This window comes from Yoonia sp. (genome assembly GCF_030731595.1).
In the GTDB taxonomy this organism is placed as follows: domain Bacteria; phylum Pseudomonadota; class Alphaproteobacteria; order Rhodobacterales; family Rhodobacteraceae; genus Yoonia.
In genome coordinates this window covers 1-18,311 of sequence record NZ_JANQTS010000003.1, presented here as the reverse complement: position 1 = coordinate 18,311, position 18,311 = coordinate 1, and the positions used below count along the sequence as shown (strand labels likewise).

19 protein-coding genes are annotated in these 18,311 nt (G+C 56.5%); 11 read left to right on the top strand and 8 right to left on the bottom strand.

Annotated elements, in window-relative coordinates; all coding sequences use genetic code 11:
* Positions 1-77 precede the first annotated feature (77 nt).
* Together cobW and NWQ23_RS00100 are read left to right on the top strand one after the other, a co-directional pair.
* Positions 78-1,148 carry a cobalamin biosynthesis protein CobW gene (gene cobW, locus NWQ23_RS00105; protein ID WP_306164147.1) on the top strand — a complete coding sequence of 357 codons (1,071 nt, stop codon included), beginning with the start codon at positions 78-80 and terminating at the stop codon, positions 1,146-1,148.
* Positions 1,145-1,594: a GNAT family N-acetyltransferase gene (locus NWQ23_RS00100; protein ID WP_306164146.1), complete on the top strand. Its 450-nt coding sequence runs from the start codon at positions 1,145-1,147 to the stop codon at positions 1,592-1,594. The genes cobW and NWQ23_RS00100 overlap by 4 nt, the downstream gene beginning before the upstream one ends.
* Before the next feature lie 2 nt (positions 1,595-1,596).
* Here the strand turns inward: NWQ23_RS00100 and NWQ23_RS00095 are convergent, their stop codons facing one another.
* On the bottom strand, positions 1,597-1,761 hold the full coding sequence (locus tag NWQ23_RS00095) for a hypothetical protein (RefSeq protein WP_306164145.1): 165 nt from the start codon (positions 1,759-1,761) through the stop codon (positions 1,597-1,599).
* A gap of 47 nt (positions 1,762-1,808) precedes the next feature.
* Here NWQ23_RS00095 and cobN point away from each other — a divergent pair, with 47 nt between their 5' ends.
* The gene (gene cobN, locus NWQ23_RS00090; protein WP_306164144.1) at positions 1,809-5,528 is read left to right on the top strand and encodes a cobaltochelatase subunit CobN; all 3,720 of its coding nucleotides are present in this window, start codon (positions 1,809-1,811) and stop codon (positions 5,526-5,528) included.
* Here the strand turns inward: cobN and NWQ23_RS00085 are convergent.
* Positions 5,525-6,706, bottom strand: a complete 1,182-nt coding sequence (locus NWQ23_RS00085) for an endonuclease/exonuclease/phosphatase family protein (RefSeq protein ID WP_306164143.1) — start codon at positions 6,704-6,706, stop codon at positions 5,525-5,527. The two genes, cobN and NWQ23_RS00085, sit on opposite strands and share 4 nt — an antisense overlap.
* A gap of 67 nt (positions 6,707-6,773) precedes the next feature.
* On the opposite strand from NWQ23_RS00085, the gene cobO reads away from it, so the two are divergent.
* The 3 genes from cobO to NWQ23_RS00070 are packed head-to-tail and all read left to right on the top strand — an operon-like array spanning position 6,774 to position 8,093.
* On the top strand, positions 6,774-7,382 hold the full coding sequence (gene cobO / locus NWQ23_RS00080; RefSeq protein WP_306164142.1) for a cob(I)yrinic acid a,c-diamide adenosyltransferase: 609 nt from the start codon (positions 6,774-6,776) through the stop codon (positions 7,380-7,382).
* A 1-nt stretch (position 7,383) separates the two neighbouring features.
* Positions 7,384-7,728 (top strand): Lin0512 family protein, encoded by a 345-nt coding sequence (locus NWQ23_RS00075; protein WP_306164141.1) that lies wholly within the window; start codon positions 7,384-7,386, stop codon positions 7,726-7,728.
* Positions 7,725-8,093: a Lin0512 family protein gene (locus NWQ23_RS00070; RefSeq protein ID WP_306164140.1), complete on the top strand. Its 369-nt coding sequence runs from the start codon at positions 7,725-7,727 to the stop codon at positions 8,091-8,093. The genes NWQ23_RS00075 and NWQ23_RS00070 overlap by 4 nt, the downstream gene beginning before the upstream one ends.
* On the opposite strand, the gene NWQ23_RS00065 is transcribed toward NWQ23_RS00070, so the two are convergent.
* Positions 8,090-9,739, bottom strand: coding sequence for a thiamine pyrophosphate-binding protein (locus NWQ23_RS00065; protein WP_372340092.1), 1,650 nt, complete (start codon positions 9,737-9,739; stop codon positions 8,090-8,092). The two genes, NWQ23_RS00070 and NWQ23_RS00065, sit on opposite strands and share 4 nt — an antisense overlap.
* Positions 9,740-9,844: 105 nt before the next feature.
* Here NWQ23_RS00065 and NWQ23_RS00060 point away from each other — a divergent pair, with 105 nt between their 5' ends.
* From NWQ23_RS00060 to NWQ23_RS00050, 3 genes are all read left to right on the top strand, one after another.
* Entirely contained in the window at positions 9,845-10,375 is a 531-nt protein-coding gene (locus NWQ23_RS00060) for an NADPH-dependent FMN reductase (protein ID WP_306164138.1), read from the top strand.
* A gap of 111 nt (positions 10,376-10,486) precedes the next feature.
* Positions 10,487-10,879: a hypothetical protein gene (locus NWQ23_RS00055; RefSeq protein WP_306164137.1), complete on the top strand. Its 393-nt coding sequence runs from the start codon at positions 10,487-10,489 to the stop codon at positions 10,877-10,879.
* Between the two features lie 74 nt (positions 10,880-10,953).
* Positions 10,954-11,586, top strand: a complete 633-nt coding sequence (locus NWQ23_RS00050; RefSeq protein ID WP_306164135.1) for a hypothetical protein — start codon at positions 10,954-10,956, stop codon at positions 11,584-11,586.
* 257 nt (positions 11,587-11,843) lie between these two features.
* Here NWQ23_RS00050 and NWQ23_RS00045 read toward each other — a convergent pair whose 3' ends face one another.
* Complete coding sequence (locus NWQ23_RS00045; RefSeq protein ID WP_306164134.1) at positions 11,844-12,320, bottom strand: MarR family winged helix-turn-helix transcriptional regulator; 477 nt, start codon at positions 12,318-12,320, stop codon at positions 11,844-11,846.
* A 626-nt stretch (positions 12,321-12,946) separates the two neighbouring features.
* Complete coding sequence (locus NWQ23_RS00040) at positions 12,947-13,864, bottom strand: fatty acid desaturase (protein ID WP_306164133.1); 918 nt, start codon at positions 13,862-13,864, stop codon at positions 12,947-12,949.
* 214 nt (positions 13,865-14,078) lie between these two features.
* Here NWQ23_RS00040 and NWQ23_RS00035 point away from each other — a divergent pair, with 214 nt between their 5' ends.
* Positions 14,079-14,996 (top strand): LysR family transcriptional regulator ArgP, encoded by a 918-nt coding sequence (locus NWQ23_RS00035; protein WP_306164132.1) that lies wholly within the window; start codon positions 14,079-14,081, stop codon positions 14,994-14,996.
* A gap of 85 nt (positions 14,997-15,081) precedes the next feature.
* Here NWQ23_RS00035 and NWQ23_RS00030 read toward each other — a convergent pair whose 3' ends face one another.
* Positions 15,082-16,038, bottom strand: a complete 957-nt coding sequence (locus NWQ23_RS00030; RefSeq protein WP_306164131.1) for an NAD(P)H-binding protein — start codon at positions 16,036-16,038, stop codon at positions 15,082-15,084.
* A gap of 231 nt (positions 16,039-16,269) precedes the next feature.
* Positions 16,270-16,785: a cell wall hydrolase gene (locus tag NWQ23_RS00025; protein ID WP_372340090.1), complete on the bottom strand. Its 516-nt coding sequence runs from the start codon at positions 16,783-16,785 to the stop codon at positions 16,270-16,272.
* A 279-nt stretch (positions 16,786-17,064) separates the two neighbouring features.
* Between NWQ23_RS00025 and NWQ23_RS00020 the strand changes: the two genes are divergently transcribed.
* A complete protein-coding gene (locus NWQ23_RS00020) occupies positions 17,065-17,769 on the top strand; it encodes a L,D-transpeptidase (RefSeq protein ID WP_306164129.1) in 705 nt (234 codons plus the stop codon).
* 7 nt (positions 17,770-17,776) lie between these two features.
* Here the strand turns inward: NWQ23_RS00020 and NWQ23_RS00015 are convergent, their stop codons facing one another.
* Positions 17,777-18,067: a hypothetical protein gene (locus NWQ23_RS00015; RefSeq protein ID WP_306164128.1), complete on the bottom strand. Its 291-nt coding sequence runs from the start codon at positions 18,065-18,067 to the stop codon at positions 17,777-17,779.
* Between the last annotated feature and the right edge of the window lie 244 nt (positions 18,068-18,311).

Below are 18,311 nucleotides of genomic sequence, written 5' to 3'. Positions count from 1 at the left end.
TGAATAGGCCTAGCACAACACATGCTGGCTGCTCTGTCCCTCAGACTTCCCCGCGACCCTTTTTGATTGGAAACACCATGCCCGCCAAAATCCCCGCAACCGTCGTTACCGGCTTTCTGGGGGCCGGAAAAACCACGCTGATCCGGCACATGCTCCAGAATGCCCAAGGCAAGCGGATCGCACTGATCATCAACGAGTTCGGCGATCTGGGGGTCGATGGCGATATCCTCAAAGGCTGTGGTGACGAAGTCTGTAGCGAGGACGATATCGTCGAACTCTCCAACGGCTGTATCTGCTGCACGGTCGCCGATGATTTCATCCCGACGATGGAAGCGCTTTTGGCACGTGAAAACAAACCCGACCATATCGTGATCGAAACCTCCGGACTTGCCCTGCCGCAACCATTGGTGCGCGCCTTCAACTGGCCCGGTATCTCGACCAAAGTGACGGTGGACGGTGTCGTGACCGTTGTGGATGGCCGCGCCGTCCATGACGGCCAGTTTGCACATAATGTCGCCGCAGTAGACGCCCAGCGCGCCCAAGATGAAAACCTCGACCACGACACGCCGCTGTCAGAGCTTTTCGAAGACCAGATCGCCTGTGCCGATATGATCGTCGTGAACAAGACCGATCTGTTGAGCACGGACGAGGCCGACGCACTAACCAGCCGCCTGAAATCGCAGTCCCGCGGGGGCGTGCAGGTCATCAAGGCCTCAATGGGCGCTTTGCCCGTCGATGTCCTGCTGGGCCAAGGCATCGGGGCCGAAAGCGATCTGGAAGCACGGCATGAAATCCACCACCATCATCACCACGACGACGACGATGATGAGCAAGACGATCACGATCATGAACACGATCATGGCCACGACGAATTCGAAAGCTTCATCGTCACACGGGACGAGGTCGGCGACGCTAACGCTTTTGCCGCACAGGTGGCTGGCGTGATCCGCCAGCACAGTATCCTGCGGCTCAAAGGCTTTGTCGCTGTGACAGGCAAGCCGATGCGGCTGACGCTGCAAGCGGTCGGGCCACGCGTCGATACCTATTTCGACCAGCCCTTCGGCGCCACCCCGCGCCAGACCCGTCTGGTCGTGATCGGCGAGGCCGGGCTTGACCACGCAGCGATCACCGCCGCTTTGCAGGCATGATCATCGTCACAAAGACTGACCCGCATGACCCGCAGGCGACAGCGCTGCTGCACCAAAGCCATGCGCTGATGCAAAGCCTGTTTCCGCCCGAAGACAACTTCTACCTCGAAATCGCCGATCTGGTCGCCCCGCATATCCATTTCTTCACCGCCCGGACAGGCGACACGATTTGCGGCACCGGCGCATTGGCGATCAAGGACGGCTATGGCGAAGTGAAATCCATGTTCGTGGCCGAAGATGCGCGCGGCAAAGGCGTCGCAAGCGCCTTACTTCGGCAAATCGAAGATACCGCCCGCGAACAGGGGCTAGCCGTGATCAAGCTCGAAACCGGCAATGTGCTGCATGCGGCGCACCGGCTCTATGCGCGGCACGGATTTACCCCTTGCGGCGTCTTTGGCGCGTACACGAACGCCGCCAGTTCCATTTTCATGGAAAAGCGGCTGTGAGGCTACTCCGCCTTCTTGGCCTCGGCAGCGGCCTTCATCCGCGCCAAAAGCTCTTCTTTGCTGGGGCGCGCGCCAAATGGCTTTTTCTTGCTACCATGGGCATTATGCTCGGTATGTTTCGGTGCATTCTTACCCAATTTCGGCGCTCCTGTGGCTTTGTAGTCCATGTCGGTAACCTCTTGTTTGTCCCCCCTTTAGCACGGGGTTTGACCTGATGCACCTGCTCGCAGCAACACCCGGCGCGATTTCTGACGGAAGCGAACCTGTCGATCTCGGCCAGACACCCGCTGATGTTGTCATCATCTCGGCCGCCGATACCGAACTGGCGGCCCTGTCGGATGCGCGGTCGGAAATGACCGACCCGCCCAGCCTGCGCCTGGCCAACATGATGCACCTCGCGCACCCGATGTCGGTCGATCTGCATCTGGACGATTGCGCCACAAAATCGCGTCTGGTGATCGCGCGTATTCTGGGCGGTGCAGGTTATTGGAAATACGGGCTGACCCAATATGCCGCCCGCCTGCATGACGCAGGCGTACCCTTTGCAGCCCTGCCCGGTGACGACAAACCGGATCAGGAATTACGCGAACTCTCGACCGTGAGTGCGGAAGACTATGACACCTTATGGTCTTATCTTGTGGAAGGCGGCCCGCAAAACAGCACCAACCTTCTAGCCTATGCCAAAGCGATGCTCGACGGCGGCGATAAACCGACAGGCCCAAGCCCGCTTCTGCGCGCAGGGGTCTATTGGCCGGGTGCGGGGATCGCAGATCTAAGCGCGGCGCAAGCCAGTTGGACCGCTGGTGCGCCCATCGTACCGATCATCTTTTACCGCGCTTTGGTGCAGGGTGGCGGGTTGAACCCGATCAACCGGCTGGCCCGCAGCCTAAGCCGCGCAGGTCTCAATCCGCTCCCTATCTTCGTGGCCAGCCTCAAAGACCCCGTCAGCACAGCCACACTGAACCACCTGTTCACACAAGCCCCACCCGACGTGATCCTCAACTGCACAGCCTTCGCCGTGGGCAGCCCGCATGACGGGGACGACAGCCCGCAAAACCCGCTGCTGGCCAATCACGCTCCAATCTTCCAGGTGATCCTCTCGGGCGCATCCGAGGCCTCTTGGGCCGACGGCCTGCACGGCCTGACCGCCCGCGATATTGCGATGAACGTCGCACTCCCCGAGGTGGACGGGCGCATCCTCTCGCGGGCTGTCAGCTTCAAAGGCGAGGCTTTCTTTGACGCGGCCACCGAATGCCCGATCGCCACCTATCAGGCCCGCGGCGACCGGATTGATTTCGTCACACAACTGGCCAAAGGCTGGGCACAGCTGCGCCACACCCCTGCAGCAACGAAGAAAACAGCCCTGATCCTTGCCAACTATCCCAACAAAGACGGGCGTCTTGCCAACGGGGTCGGTCTGGACACACCCGCCGCCACCGTCCATGCGCTGCACCTGTTACAAGACGCAGGCTACACAGTGACCCCGCCTGCCGACAGCGCCACATTGATGCAAACCATCATGGCAGGGCCCACGAACTGGCTGACCGACAGGGCCAATAAAGAGGGCGGCGAATTCCTTCCGCTCGCGGTCTACGAACAGCATTTCGATACCCTCCCGTGGGAGGTCAAGGAACAGATCACGGCGCGGTGGGGAACCCCACAAGAAGACCCCTTCTTTTGTTCCAAAATACCTCCGCCGGAGGCTCCGACAGAGACCCCGAACACAGGTTTCGCCCTGAGTATCCACAGCTACGGCAACGTGGTCATCGGACTGCAACCGGCGCGGGGATACAATATCGATCCCACAGAAACCTACCACTCCCCGGACCTTGTGCCGCCACACAACTATCTGGCCTTCTATTTCTGGCTGCGGCACCTCTGGGGTGCCGATGCGTTGATCCATATGGGCAAACACGGGAATCTTGAGTGGCTGCCGGGCAAGGCGGTGGCCTTGTCCGAAACCTGCTGGCCCGAGGTCGTATTTGGCACGACACCCCATATCTATCCCTTCATCGTCAATGATCCGGGCGAAGGCACACAGGCCAAGCGGCGCACGTCGGCAGTCATCATCGACCATCTGACGCCTCCGCTGACCCGCGCCGAAAGCTACGGGCCGTTGCGCGATCTCGAAGCTCTGGTTGACGAATATTACGAGGCCGCAGGGGTCGACCCACGGCGGATCGCGCATCTGCGCCGCGAAATCTTGTCGCTCTCGGATGTGACAGGGCTTGCGCAGGACGCGGGCTTTACAGGTGACAAAGACGGCGATCTTGGCAAGCTTGACGCCTATCTGTGCGAACTCAAAGAGGCGCAAATCCGCGACGGGCTGCATATTTTCGGACAATCACCCACAGGGCAGCAAGAGCGTGATCTGGCGATCGCCTTGGCACGGGTGCCGCGCGGGGACGGCAAAGGCAGGAATGCTTCGCTCTTGCGGGCCTTGGCGCAAGACTTTGGCCTCACGATCGACCCGCTGGATTGCGATCTGGGGGCAGCGGCACCGGAAAAACCCGCGGCTTTGGCGGATGGCACGACATGGCGGACAAATGGCGACACGGTCGAGAAACTCGAAGCGCTTTGTCAAAGCGCGCTGCGGGACGGCGGGTGGGGCGTCGCGGGGTTTACCCCGCGCGCGTCACAGGCCGTTCTGGACGAGATCCAAAACCATATCCTGCCCACCATCAAAGCCTGCGGTCATGCCGAAGGCCAAGCGCTGCTGACAGCACTCGCAGGCAATTTCGTCCCCCCCGGACCCTCGGGGGCACCAACGCGGGGGCGGATGGACGTGCTGCCCACAGGGCGAAACTTCTATTCCGTCGACAGCCGTGCGGTGCCCACGCCCACAGCTTGGGCGCTGGGGTGGAAATCGGCAAACCTGCTTATTGAAAAACACCTGCAAGACCACGGCGACTGGCCGCGCACGATGCTGGTCACCGCATGGGGGACCGCCAATATGCGCACAGGCGGCGACGACATCGCACAAGCCCTCGCGCTGATGGGGGTCAAACCCACATGGGACAGTGCAAACCGGCGGGTGACCGGTTTCGAGGTGCTGCCGCAATCCGTTCTAGGCCGCCCGCGCGTCGATGTGACCTTACGCATTTCCGGCTTTTTCCGCGACGCCTTCCCGCAACTGATCGCCTTGGTGGATAGTGCGGCGCGCGCGGTGCAGGCGCTGGACGAACCCGCCGATCTCAACCCTGCCGCTGCACGCACCCAGAACGGCGAAGATCAAACCCGCATCTTCGGCTCTAAACCCGGCGCTTATGGCGCAGGTCTGCAAGCGCTGATCGACGAACGTATCTGGGCCGATAAATCCGATTTTGCCGAGGCCTATCTGGAATGGGGCAGCTATGCCTATGGCCAAGGGGCCGAAGGGCGCAAAGCGCGCGCGGCCTTCGAGGCCCGTCTGTCCCAGACCGAAGCCGTCGTGCAAAATCAGGACAACCGCGAACACGATATTCTGGACAGCGACGATTACTACCAATTCGAAGGCGGGGCCGCCGCCGCGATCAGCACCCTGCAAGGGCGCGAGCGTCCGATCTATCACAACGACCACTCCCGCCCCGAACGGCCCGTGATCCGCACGCTAGAGGACGAGATCGGACGCGTTGTGCGCAGCCGTGTGGTGAACCCCAAATGGATCGACGGGGTGAAACGGCACGGCTACAAAGGCGCGTTCGAGATTGCGGCGACAGTCGACTACCTCTTTGCCTTTGCCGCAACCACAGGGGCCGTCCGTAACCACCATTTCGATCTGGTCGAAGAGGCATTTATCAAGGACGACGCGACCCGCGACTTCATCGCCGATGCCAATGCCCCCGCGCTCAAAGAAATAGCCCAGCGCCTGCAAGAGGCGATCGACCGCAATCTGTGGCAACCCAAATCCAATTCCGCGCGGGCGCGGATTGCTGGGTTGCTTGGCCTTGCCTAACCTGCGGGAATATCGGCCGCGACATCGGGGCGCTTTCCGGCCAGAAACGCCGCTGAATCATCGACGGCCAATTCCACCCAGATCAGAAAGTGGTCCGACAGCTGGCGCTTGCGAAAGGTCTGCTTGAAGTACCGGATCGCCGCTGCATCATCCGTCATCAAGGCGGCACCCTTGGCCGGTGTGCCGTGCTTGTCACGCATGACCGACCGATAGGCAGGCCAATCCTCGTCCCTGTAGACAGACAAGAACGGGTTCAAGACACCGCCCTGTTCCTGACCATCGACCGTGGCGATGCGAAAATAATCATCCCCGTTAAAGAACATCCGGTCGTAGGTTTCGGCATCCGCCGGATCTGTCGTGATATTGGTGGTCTTGCCCACCAGACCGGCGCTTTCCCAAAAACCGGCAGCGTGGATCAGATCAATCGTCGCGTCATCGTGGGTGCGATAGAAATTCATATCCCCCACCAAGACCAGATTTTGGGTCCACAGCTTGTCCATCCGATCCGCGAGAACTGAAAGCAGCAGACGCATTTCTTCCTGACGCAGGGCGCTATCGGCTGGGATAATGCCATTCGCTGTTCTCTTTTCAGCGTCTTTGCCCGGATGCAGATGCAGGTTGATCAAAGCGAACTGTTTCCAGCCTGTGACAAAGCCGGTCATATAGGCAGGTCGCTTGAGATCGCGCAGACCCAAAGGGCTGCTTTGCGCCAAGGCATTCCAAATGCTCAGCTCACCAGCGATCCCCGATGGCCGCACCCGATTGGTGTTATAGATATAGGCCGACCTTTCATCGTTGCCCTCGTCACCGCCGGTGGCGTCATTGACCATATAGGCCCAGTTCGGGCCAAGAATGCGGATCAGGCGATCAAGATCGGCAAGGCTGGGTTTGACCTCTTGGACGGCGATCAGATCAAAGCGCGACAAAATTTCCGCAAGATAATACAGCGCCTCTCCGGTGCGGTAATCGCCGCTGCCAAGACTGACAATGTTCCAACTGGCGACCAAAAGATTGTCCTCGGTCCGGCGGGCGGATACAGAGGCTTCAAGTTGACGCTTTAACCGCAGCAACCCGTCGATGCACCGCAGCTTTTCATCGGCCTGCATATCGGGGCGGACACGCACGAAATCACGTTCGTCGAAATCCTTGGATGGGCGAAGGTCGTTATAAAATGGCATTTGATTCTCATGTGCAAGGCTGGGGGTAATGGTGCAACAATAGCAGAAAGACTGATTGGGGCCTAATATGACTGAAGACACCGACCGCCACGCCATGAAGATGGCCAAGAAGAAAGCCGCCCGCGACAAGATCATGGCGACCAAGACCGACAAAAAAGGGTTGGTCATCGTCCACACCGGCAAGGGCAAAGGAAAATCTTCCGCAGCCTTCGGCATGATCTTTCGCTGCATCGCCCATGACATGAAATGCGCCGTCGTACAGTTCATCAAAGGTGGGATGTCCACGGGCGAGCGTGACCTGATCCTCGCGAAGTTCACCGATATCTGCGCCTTCCACACGATGGGCGAAGGCTTTACCTGGGAAACCCAGGATAAATCCCGCGACACCGAAATGGCGCAGGCCGCATGGGCGAAGGCGAAAGAATTGATCCTCGACGAGACAAACCACATGGTCCTGCTTGACGAGATCAACATCGCGATCCGCTATGATTATGTGGATATCGCAGAGGTCGTGGCCTTCCTGCGCGATCACAAACCACCCATGACCCATGTGGTGCTGACAGGCCGCAACGCCCACGAAGATCTGATCGAACTGGCTGATCTGGTGACCGAGATGGAACTGGTCAAGCACCCCTTCCGTTCCGGTATCAAAGCGCAAATCGGGGTGGAGTTCTAACATGCCCAAGCACCGCGTTCTGACCGAATTCGGTCTTGGCACCAGCCTGCGCCGCCAAGACTATACCCAAGCTGCACGGCGCGGCTTGCAAGACGCGCTTTGGCATAACTCGATCAATATGGCCGAACTTTTTGGTTTCCCCAAAGAGGCGATGCTGATCGATGTGCAAATCGGGGTGCAGCAGCCCGATCAGGTGGATACCGAAAGCCTCAAGGAGATTTTCCCCTACGGCCGGCCGACGATCACCGTGCATCACGGCGGCCTTGATATTCCGCGCCCGGATGGCAAACCGACCGTCATCGCCAACGTCGCGATCAACGTGTCTTTCAACATGGAGCGCAAATGATGGAACAGCGTGTCATCATCGAAATGGGCATGGGCAATGATCTGCACGGGATGGATTATCAAAAAGCTGCCCGCCGCGCGATCGAAGACGCGATCCGCCATTCGACCTTACCGATCTTCGAAAGCATCGGCCTGTCTCATGCCGAAATGCGGGTGCAGGTCACCGTTGGCGTGCAAGAACCCGACAAGATCGACACCGCAGCGCTGACCGCCGGCCTGCCGCGTGGCCGTGCTACCGTGCAGGTGACCAAAGGCGGGTTGAACGTACCAAACCCTGAAACCGGTGATACCGCCGTTATCGCGACGGCGGCGGTCGAGGCGTTTTTGCCCTCACAGTCCGCAACATGGGTACAAAGCGAAGTTTAGCCCCTGAGCGCGGCAGCCCTTACAGCGCTGAGCGTTGATGCGGTTGTCAGCGCCTCTTCGTCAACCTTGCACTCAATCACGGCGACTGTCCCTGCCGCCTGAGCCCGCGCAAAGGCGTCTGCAAAACCTGCTGTATCGGTCACGACCTCTCCATGTCCGCCATAGGCACGCGCAAGTGCGGCAAAATCGGGGTTGGCCAAGGCTGTCCCTGACACGCGCCCAGGGTAGTGTTTTTCCTGATGCATCCGGATTGTGCCATAGCGGCCGTTGTTCATCACCACGACAATCGGCTTTGCACCATGCTGCACGGCCGTCGACATCTCGTTGCAGGTCATCTGGAAACAGCCGTCACCGGCAAGGCAAACCACCGTCCGGTCGGGGTATTGCAGAGAGGCCGAAATCGAAGCCGGAAAACCGTATCCCATCGAGCCAGAAGTGGGCGCAAGCTGGGTGCCGTACTTCTTGTAAACAAAATACCTGTGCAGCCATGCCGCATAATTCCCCGCACCATTCGTTACGATGGCGTCATCGGGTAAATGGTCCGACAGCCATTTGATCACCGCTTCCTGCTTGAGCGCGCCGGGGCTCTCTTGCGGAGCGAGCCATGCCTCGTAGTCTGCACGGGCCTGTGCGGTCCAATCCGCCCAAGCCCCCGCCGGTGACGCATTGGCGAGTTGGCGCAAAATCGCGGGCGCAGTCGCCACAATCCCTATGTCCGGCGCATAAACCCGCCCGATCTCATCGGCATCGGCATGCACATGCACAATCGTCTTTTGCGGATCGGCTGGATCGACAAGCGTATAGCCTTGCGTCTCGATATCCCCAAACCGGGTCCCCAGCAGGATCAGCGTATCCGCATCGCGCATGCGCGCGGCAAGGCGCGGGTTGATCCCGACGTTCAGATCACCGGCATAGCTGGAATGATGGTTATCCATGTAATCCTGCCTGCGGAAACTCACAGCGACAGGCACCTGTTGGCTTTCGGCAAAGACCTGTAGGTCGGTTTGCGCCTGCGCACTCCAATGCGGACCACCGACAACAATCAGCGGTTTTTCCGCTTGGGCCAAGACATGCATGATGGCGTTGGCTTCGTTTTGTGCCGGTGATCGCTCGACATGATTGGACAGCCGCAAATCCGGCACATCAGCCCCTGCACTCAGCATGTTTTCCGGCAGCGCCAAAACGACCGGACCCGGCCTGCCTGACATTGCCACGCGAAACGCACGCCCGATGTATTCGGGCAGGCGGTCCGTCTCATCCACTTGTGCGACCCATTTCGCCAAGCCGCCGAAAACCGCCTTGTAGTCGATCTCCTGAAAGGTCTCTCGGTCGGTATGGCGGTTGTCGATCTGCCCCACGAAAAGCACCATCGGCGTGCTGTCCTGCATCGCGATATGGATACCCGCACTTGCGTTCGTGGCCCCTGGCCCGCGCGTGACAAAACACACGCCCGGCTGTCCGGTCATCTTGCCATAAGCTTCGGCCATCATCGCGGCACCACCTTCCTGACGGCAGACGATATTGGCGATCCCGCTATCATAAAGCCCGTCAAGAGCCGCCAGAAAGCTTTCGCCCGGCACAGAGAACACACGGCGTACGCCAAGTTTAACCAACTGATCGCTCAGTATTTTTCCACCGTGACGGATCAATTTCACCTCCCTGCTGTTTTGCAGAGGATCATGTGCCAGTTCTGCGGGTTGCGCAATCGCACAATCGGGTTAGGTCATTTCATGAAAACGAAAGGATCAACCATGACCACTCTTCTTGGCATCTCTGGCTCTTTGCGCAAAGCGTCCACAAACACGATGCTGATGCGCAATGCCGCTGCGATTTTCGGGGCCGATGAATTTATCGAAGCCGACATTAACCTGCCCCTTTATAACGGTGATCTGGAGGACGCCGAAGGTATCCCCGCCACCGTCCAGAAACTGGCCGACCAGATCGCTGCCGCTGATGCGGTGATCATCGCAACGCCGGAATATAACAAGGCGCTTTCGGGGGTGCTCAAGAACGCGCTCGATTGGGTGAGCCGGACCAAAGGTGGCCCATGGAAGGATAAGCCAGTGGCGATCATGTCCGCAGCCGCAGGCCGCGCAGGCGGCGAACGGTCGCAATTCTCGCTTCGGTTGGCAATGACACCCTTCCGTCCGCATATCTTGCAGGGACCCGAGGTCTTGGTCGCGAATTCTGCCAAGGAATTCGATGAGAACGGCAAACTGACAGGCGAGATTTACATCAAACTGCTCACCGAGCTGATGGAGGCATTGAAAGCACGCATTTAGGCTACGCACTGCGCGGACGCGCCAATACAGGCATTGTGCCAGAACAGGACTGGTTTTTGCGCCCTCCTCCCCCTAGGTATTGTGGAACATTTTTCGTCTTGGGAGAGATCAATGGCACGTGGCGCAGGCGGCAGTGACGGCGGAACCGGCAGTTTTCTGATCGGGCTTATCATGATGGTTGGCGGCGGCTATCTGCTGCTCAACGGCATCGTGGTGCGGCCCAATTTTGGGATGGGCGCCCGCGTCTTTGGCATCGGCGGCGTGACAATCACATCCGGCATGGTGCTGATCCCCTTCATGTTCGGCGTGGGGATGATCTTTTACAACTCCAAGAACTGGTTAGGCTGGGGGATCGCAGGCGCGTCACTGGTCGCGCTGATCTTTGGGGTGATTGCGAATATGACGCTGGAACTGACACGAATGAGCGCGTTTGATCTGATCGTGATCCTCGTGCTGCTGGTTGGCGGGATCGGGTTGTTTCTGCGGTCGCTCCGGGCAGGGTGAACGTCCGGTTCGGGCCCTTTTTGCAGTTCATGTGCAGCGCGGCGAAAGTCAGACTTTGATGAAGGGGCAAATCAATGGTCGGGATGCGAAAGAGCCGGCAGTTTGAAGAAGCGCTACGAGCCTCACTTCCAGAAAGCTTCGTATTGCCCGACGAGATTTGGAATCTCATTCAGTGGCTCGAAGACAAGAAACAGTGCTTTCAATACCGAATAACCAAGCAGCTCTTTCTGCCCACTATGCCAGTACAAAGCATAGATCACCTTTGGTCGCACCTTGCCTTTGTCATAAGGCCCGATCTGGTGCGTCATTGGTTTGGAAAAGATGGGCTGGAAGCGTTTCTTTTGCCTTTGGTCAAATGCGGTTCAGATGGCAGCCATTTTGCGGTTTGGAAGGATGGCAACGATTACAGCTTTGTGTTTATGGGTTCTGAAGGCGAAGCTTTCAAAGTAACGAATAGTGTTAAGGACTTTATCGTTCTCATCACGATGGGGTATTTCAGCCTAGAGGATAGGCATACGTTGAAATCCACCCCTTCCGAGAACTACCCGGAATTTTTCGATGGCAAATGGCCTGATCCCGTCGAGATCAAGCAGCATATTCAATCCATTCTCGGCGTGACTTATCCTGCTACGGGCGAGAGTCTGATTGCGCGCGATGAGGACGATCCGTTTGTAAAATTCGTGGAACACACGATCACAAGCACTTAGCGCAAACCGGTGCTTGGTGCATTTGCACGCAAAGCTCCGGTTCATAGGTTTGCGCACGAAAAATCTGCCAAGTACGCTGTCTCGACACGGCAGATTTGGCGTTTCACATGGTCTTCTTGATGCTTTCGCGGTTCGGCCCTGCCAACCCTATCAATACCCCAGCGGACACCCGTCGTTGCGTGGATCGCTCCCGTCTTGCGATGGCACCCCACCCCCGCCCAGCGCGATATGGTCGCTGCCCTGCGGAGTGCCCTCGGCTAGACCGTCGCCATCTTCCGAAATTTCCGCAAGATGCGTTGCAATTCGGCGCGTTCGGTTTTGGTCAGGCATCCAAAAACCCGGTTTTCGTGGTCAGCCACACTGGCTTGGGCGGCAGCCGCAAGCTCTTTGCCGGCCGTCGTCGGCATCAGCGCGTGCCGCCTGCGATCTTTTGCCACCGGCGCACGGATGATCAGATTCCGCCCGGCCAGTTCGTCGATGATCCCGACAAGGTTCGACCGTTCGACCTGAAGCGCATCGGCCAATTGCGTTTGGGTCTGGCCCGGCTTTGCCACGACGATCGACAAAGCCGAAAACGACACTGCCCTGAGATTGTATTCAGACAGGGTGCGCGCAAAATCGGCTCGAACAATGGAAAGAGCCCGCGTCATGGTATAGCCGATGAAGTCCGACAAATGCTGCTCTGGATCGGACTTCTCAAGTTCTGCGTCGGCATCCGGTATGTTATTGCCCATCTTGCTGACCCGTCCAGACTTGGTTCATTGGTTCGTTGTCTGTCATCATGATAGGCATACGGAACCAATATTTCAAATAACCATTATTTGCGACGCAACACCGACCCTTTGACGCCGCAGAGTGCTGTGCCCTTGTTTGCCAGACACTTGCCTCGTTCATTCTCCTCTGTGCTTTTTCACAGTCAACTGGCGATAGCGTAGCGTGATTGGTGTGTTTGCGCGTTGGATTGTTGAACACGTCCTGCCGTTCTGCGTCGTATGGGTGCCCGGCTTGGCGTGTAGGTCTGATGAGCCAGCACGAGGACGATCACATGGTGCTTATGGCCCGTATCCGCAACAACACCGGTTAAGCTTGGAAGACTGTGTTGCTTTCAATCCAGTCCGACACTGGCAGCGCGCTATCGCATTTTACGTGGCAAAGCCTAAAGATTAATCTTGCTTATGCCGCATTAGTAAATTAGATTTGGTGTTGTTAGGTTCATCTGATTTTGTGCGAGTAATGTTGTTAACTTGAACGGCTGCACTGTTCTTACAGCGCAGCCGTTCTTGTTTGACCGGTCTGACAGGTTCTATCCGGATAGTCCGAAGATACGGGACTCTGCAGCGAGAGTGTCATCCCAAGTTGGTTAGGTCACTTTGGCAATTGGTTGCGTCAGTGATCTGTAGATCGGCTTCATTGCCGCGCCTGAATTTTGATATGTGCTGTCTTTCAAGAGTTCATGGTGTGCTGTTTCCAGATGCCGCGCTGGCACTTGTGGAAAGAGATGATGAACAAGGTGAAAGCAGTCGTTTCGCGGAAAGAAGAGCAACTTTACAGGCGTAGAGGCCAATACGTTGCGCGTTGCTTCCAGTTCGTCGTCCTCCCCGACGATTCCAGCGTGATCAAGGCAATCAGTCCAAAAATTGATGGTCGGAAAAATATAGAACAGCGGAAGCAGGATGAAGGCCAACGACGTCAACGGATGGACCAACGTGAACGCACAAATCGCCACAAGCAGAACAATCTTGAGGGCGAGGTAAGGCGCGCCATCACTGCCTGACAAATTGATGCCAGAATACATCTTGAGGTGACGCCCCATCAAAGGGGTGATGAAATGGCGCAAGATGGTTCTTGCTGAGATAGGTTCGTGGAGGGCAAATTTCTCGATCGGGCCCATCTCTCGATCTTGATGATAATCACCAAGATGCGCGTGATGCGAAAGATGGTCATGCTTGTATTCCTTGAAACACCCGATCAACAAAGATGAACAAAACCTTCCCAGAGTCACGTTGTCCCCACGATCCTCGCAGAAGGTCGAATGCGTGCACTCGTGGACAATATTGTTCAGACCGCGCAGCCGCGTACCGATAAACACGGCGACAGAAAACATCAAAGTCGCCGTAATCCAAGTTAACGGCAGGGACAGAAGGTAGTGGCCGGCAAACACGCTCACAGCGATTGTAGCGACATAAACCGCAACAATGCCAACCGCTTCGCTCCTCGAATATTTTTCCATGCCAACAAACCGCCGCATGAACCTTTTTCTCAGGTCTTGTCCTGCCATCTCGTCCTCGCTTGCTTTTGAGGAAACAGTAATGACCTTTTCATGCCTTTGTAGAAAGAGTTTTCTTGCTATGCCAGTCTGCGATCGAGGGGTAACAATCAGTTTTTCTTATAAAAAAACCACTTTCTTCTACTCATGCCTACTTATTGTTTGCATTTAGCGTCATGTTTTCTAACATTGCATAAGTCCTGCTTATACTAAGGAATTTCGCTGAATGGAATACGATTACGACTCTTTGCTGTCTTTGGCAGCGGTCATCCGCGAAGGCGGCTTTGATGCCGCGGCCAAATCGTTGAATGTGACGCAATCAGCGGTGAGTCAACGAATCAAGCAGCTGGAAGACAAAGTCGGATCGTTGCTCATCGTGCGAGGTCGTCCGTGTGTGCCAACGGAACTGGGACTACATCTGTGCCAGCATGTCGAGCAGGTCACTTTGCTTCAGCATGAGCTCAATGATCGCATAAGTTCTTTGGTCGACGGCGAGACATCGAGTCCTGTGAAAATCCGCATCACAGTTAACAACGACAGCATCGCATCGTGGTTTCCGAATGTTATAAAGCGCGCTGTGCAGGATCTTAGGGTGCAGCTGGAAATAATCCCCGATGATCAGGAACACACTGAAAAAAGTCTGACATCCGGAAACTCTTTGGCTGTCGTCACCAGTCACGAAAAGCCGATCCAGGGATGCCGCAGGATATCGTTGGGCGCGATGGAATACATCGCTGTGGCATCGACAGAATTCTACAATGCACATTTCGCGAATGGCGTGTCACTCGACACCATCAAAGGGACTGCATGTCTGGCCTTTGACCGAAAGGACACGATCCAGGCACAGTGGATGGCGCTTTGTTTTGGCACGCCGACAGCAACATTGACACATATGGTGCCTTCTTATGAGGGATACCTTGCGTGCTGTTTGAACGGGACAGGCTGGGGAATTGTGCCGGCTGTTGCGGGCGAGCAATATCTAAGAAGCGGTAAGCTGATCGAGTTGGTGCCCAACAAACGGATAAAGGTTTCGCTGCATTGGCAGTCAAGCACCCAATCAAGCGAGATATTGCGCAGGTTGGGTGACATTGTTCTGGAAGAAGCGCAGGTTCATCTCATGCCTGATGATTTTCGGACTGTCTGACTTAAACGAAGCCAAACGATCGAAATCGAATGGCGCATGAACAATTCACCGTTCTGTTGCGGTACGCAAAGACGTCGCCCTGACGTCAAAAAACGGCGTGTTCTCCACGATCATCTGCGATGTCTTCCTTTGCTAACCGCTTGTAGTGGTCGGCAAGCGTTTCTGTTCCGAACTCCGGGGTAGCATCGGCATCGTATCGACCTGCGGTATCATCCCAGACCAGCATGGACTCCGTAGCATAATACCGGCCTATACGTGCCAATTCCGCCTTGTCGCGCAAGCGCGAGGAGACCTTGCCAAACGTTGACAGGCCAGCAATGACCGCTGACATGATCCCAACGGGCACATGTTTGAAGCGCGGCGTTTTGCCCAATGCTTCAAACAGGAGTTCGCCCTGCTCGCGCGGTGTCATGGCAGGGCCAGGCCCGCCGATGGGCAAAATACGGTTCTGGAGGGTGGTGTCAGACAGGCACGCGACAAGATAGCGAGCCAGATCATCGTTACTAATCGGCTTGCAGGCGGTCAACGCGCCATCACCGAAAAGCAGAAACGGCTTGCCCGCACGCAAACGGTTCAACTGACCCGAAAGCGATTTGAAAAACGCGGTCGGGCGCACGATGGACCAAATGATCGGGGCTGACTGCAGTTCTGCCTCGAATGCGAGTTTGGCTTGCTGGAAGGCCAGTTTGGGTTTCTGGACGCAGATTGCTGAAAGTAGAACAAACTGTGTGACCCCTGCGGCAACAGCTGCGGACAGGGCCGCGCTATTGAGGTCGTGGTCGATAGCGCGTGCATCGCGCGGCACGCCGCTGCGCGATGCTACGCACGAGATCACAGCCTCGCACGCATGTTCCCTCATCAAGGAAAGAAAGGCGGATTGTGTCATTGTGCAAGGAACAGTGAAGGCCATCGTGCCTGCATCCGATTGTGAACGCACCGGTGCGACAACCTTGTATCCGGCCGCAACCAAGGCGTTGGCTGTAGCGCGTCCGATGGTTCCCGTGCTTCCAAGCAACAGCACAGATTTAGATGATTGCGTCATAGCGCTGACGCTACATTAGGCCTTGTGCATAAGGACAGCGGATTTTTGTCCTCAGCACCGAAATGATCGTTCGCGGGTTTGCGCAATGCCATTGCTGTCGGTGCTGGAACTTTGAGGAGCGCCTTACAAGCAGCAGGCCGGACTTCCCCTCTTTCCTGAAAAAGGGGAAGTCGACAAAATGGTGTCTAGCTCACCAATCGCGTCTTCCTGCACATCCTTGAACGCTGCTTTTTAGCTCCCTGTTATCCCCTCGGTTGGTGGGAGTGGTGCCGGGACAGTTACGTTCTCGGGTTTTCGTTTTTCGTAAAAGGCATTTCCGCCCGTCGTCAGGACATAGTGCATATTGTTGTAAGACGCCTGATACCCCGCCGCATGGAAAAATCTTGCGTCCGCGATATTCTGGTGCCGCTCTCCACTAAGAACGGAGAGCGCTGCGGCCTTAGCAAGGGGCGCTGATCTACTGTCCATTTCCGCAGTCATAACACCGGGTGCGAACTGGTTTTTCTGGCTGACCACTCCACAGACGGTGTTGGGGAATGCGTCGGATTGGACGCGATTCATAACGACGCTCCCCACCGCTATCATCCCGTCGCGGCTGGAGCGGTTTGATTCAAAATACATAGCGCGTGCCATGCAATCGAGTTCGGTCTCGGGAGGAGATGATTGAGATGAGGTACCGCAAGCCGAAAGAAAGGAGGTACCTACGAAACCCATGGCAATCAGATGTTTCGTGCGAGAGCATGACATACTTAGGACTTTCACCGCGTTTCCATTCGGTGGTTGCAACTGAGATGAAGTTTTTCAGCAATGTCTGATGCGGGCAAGAGCCATGCCCTTGTCCGGTTTACCCGATGACGCACCACGGGCACATCACATCAGAGATAATATCAATGAGGAACGGTGGGCAGGGGTTCGTCATAGAACATCTTGGCGAAGTCGGAGCACAGTCCTATTGCCTGAAATTCGTTTTCCGCTTAAGCCAATGTGGGTGTTTTTAGCGTAGTTATCTTTAGAAAAGGTCTGTCCATGTTCAACCGACGCCATTTCATCATCACGACGGCGGCTCTATTTTCTCCGCCCATTGCCGGTGTGGCGCTTGCACAGGAGCAGACCGCCCCGATTGAACCAATCGCACCACGCGCACCCGTTTCGCCGCCGTCGAACTGGGCCAGTTGGGATGCGCGCGTGACACCACAAAACTATGATCCGTTCACATCGAACCCTTGGGGTTTTCACCCGCGTTTTTTGCCGACACTTGTTGAGGCAAACGATAACCTGACACCTGGCGATATCCATGTCGATGCGATTGCCCGCTATCTTTATCATATTCGCAACGACGGCACGGCGATGCGCTATGGCGTGGCGATTGCACGTGGCAATCTCTACGAGCCTGGAACGTACAATATCAGACGCAAGGTAAAATGGCCGACGTGGCGACCAACTGATGCGATGATCGAACGTGATCCTGCATCATTCGAGCGGTTCAAAGATGGTGTTGATGGTGGTCCGTCTAACCCGCTTGGTTCACGGGCTCTGTACCTCTATGTCGGCAATCGCGACACCTATCTGCGTATACATGGCACGCCGTCGCCTCGGTCGATTGGCGGGCGGGCAAGCTCTGGCTGTGTACGGATGGTTATGGCCCATATCATTGGGCTTTACGACCAAGTCGCGATTGGTTCGACCGCTGTTCTATACCCAACAGAAGATGGCATCACCGCGCGCAGCTAACGCGCGGTTATTGCGCTGGCGCGACCTCTGCTCGTTCAACGCAAATCGGTCGCCCTTGTGTCGTGCGCAGCGGAAGCAACGTCGTCTCTACCGGGCCAGCATGGTTGTACCAATAGCAATTGTCATCGGGCAGAAGCACCACCGCCTCGAGATTCTGAAACGGAGCTGCGACAGCGGTCACAGCTTCAGGTAGCTGTGTGATGAAACGAAGATTCGTGCCGTTTGTTTCAACAGATTCGACATCGCATGCCCCGAGCATCAACAAAACAAAGGGCAAAGAGCCGACACGAACATTCATTTGTTTTCTCCAGAATTGCAGTCATGAGCCAAAGCATTTCAAAGCGGGTTGCGCAACACAAGGGAACGTCAGGGTGCAATTTTTTGAAAAACTGTCGCATGATGTCCTACAACAATTGTGATCACCGGCACCGCGGAAGCTGCACGGATGCACGGGACTGATAAACCATTTCCATGGTTTGCGTGTTGAATCCGTTCCTCGACTGAAACCGTCAAAATATGCATTCCGCCGGCAAGAACATGAA

Bases quoted from the DNA above. Each gene is read 5' to 3' on its own strand.
- NWQ23_RS00015 (WP_306164128.1), bottom strand. From the start codon at position 18,067: ATGAATGTTCGTGTCGGCTCTTTGCCCTTTGTTTTGTTGATGCTCGGG.
- NWQ23_RS00030 (WP_306164131.1), bottom strand. From the start codon at position 16,038: ATGACGCAATCATCTAAATCTGTGCTGTTGCTTGGAAGCACGGGAACC.
- cobO (WP_306164142.1), top strand. From the start codon at position 6,774: ATGACTGAAGACACCGACCGCCACGCCATGAAGATGGCCAAGAAGAAA.
- NWQ23_RS00050 (WP_306164135.1), top strand. From the start codon at position 10,954: ATGGTCGGGATGCGAAAGAGCCGGCAGTTTGAAGAAGCGCTACGAGCC.
- NWQ23_RS00020 (WP_306164129.1), top strand. From the start codon at position 17,065: ATGTTCAACCGACGCCATTTCATCATCACGACGGCGGCTCTATTTTCT.
- NWQ23_RS00100 (WP_306164146.1), top strand. From the start codon at position 1,145: ATGATCATCGTCACAAAGACTGACCCGCATGACCCGCAGGCGACAGCG.
- cobN (WP_306164144.1), top strand. From the start codon at position 1,809: ATGCACCTGCTCGCAGCAACACCCGGCGCGATTTCTGACGGAAGCGAA.
- NWQ23_RS00085 (WP_306164143.1), bottom strand. From the start codon at position 6,706: ATGCCATTTTATAACGACCTTCGCCCATCCAAGGATTTCGACGAACGT.
- NWQ23_RS00070 (WP_306164140.1), top strand. From the start codon at position 7,725: ATGATGGAACAGCGTGTCATCATCGAAATGGGCATGGGCAATGATCTG.
- NWQ23_RS00060 (WP_306164138.1), top strand. From the start codon at position 9,845: ATGACCACTCTTCTTGGCATCTCTGGCTCTTTGCGCAAAGCGTCCACA.
- NWQ23_RS00045 (WP_306164134.1), bottom strand. From the start codon at position 12,320: ATGGGCAATAACATACCGGATGCCGACGCAGAACTTGAGAAGTCCGAT.
- NWQ23_RS00025 (WP_372340090.1), bottom strand. From the start codon at position 16,785: ATGTCATGCTCTCGCACGAAACATCTGATTGCCATGGGTTTCGTAGGT.
- NWQ23_RS00075 (WP_306164141.1), top strand. From the start codon at position 7,384: ATGCCCAAGCACCGCGTTCTGACCGAATTCGGTCTTGGCACCAGCCTG.
- cobW (WP_306164147.1), top strand. From the start codon at position 78: ATGCCCGCCAAAATCCCCGCAACCGTCGTTACCGGCTTTCTGGGGGCC.
- NWQ23_RS00055 (WP_306164137.1), top strand. From the start codon at position 10,487: ATGGCACGTGGCGCAGGCGGCAGTGACGGCGGAACCGGCAGTTTTCTG.
- NWQ23_RS00035 (WP_306164132.1), top strand. From the start codon at position 14,079: ATGGAATACGATTACGACTCTTTGCTGTCTTTGGCAGCGGTCATCCGC.
- NWQ23_RS00040 (WP_306164133.1), bottom strand. From the start codon at position 13,864: ATGGCAGGACAAGACCTGAGAAAAAGGTTCATGCGGCGGTTTGTTGGC.
- NWQ23_RS00095 (WP_306164145.1), bottom strand. From the start codon at position 1,761: ATGGACTACAAAGCCACAGGAGCGCCGAAATTGGGTAAGAATGCACCG.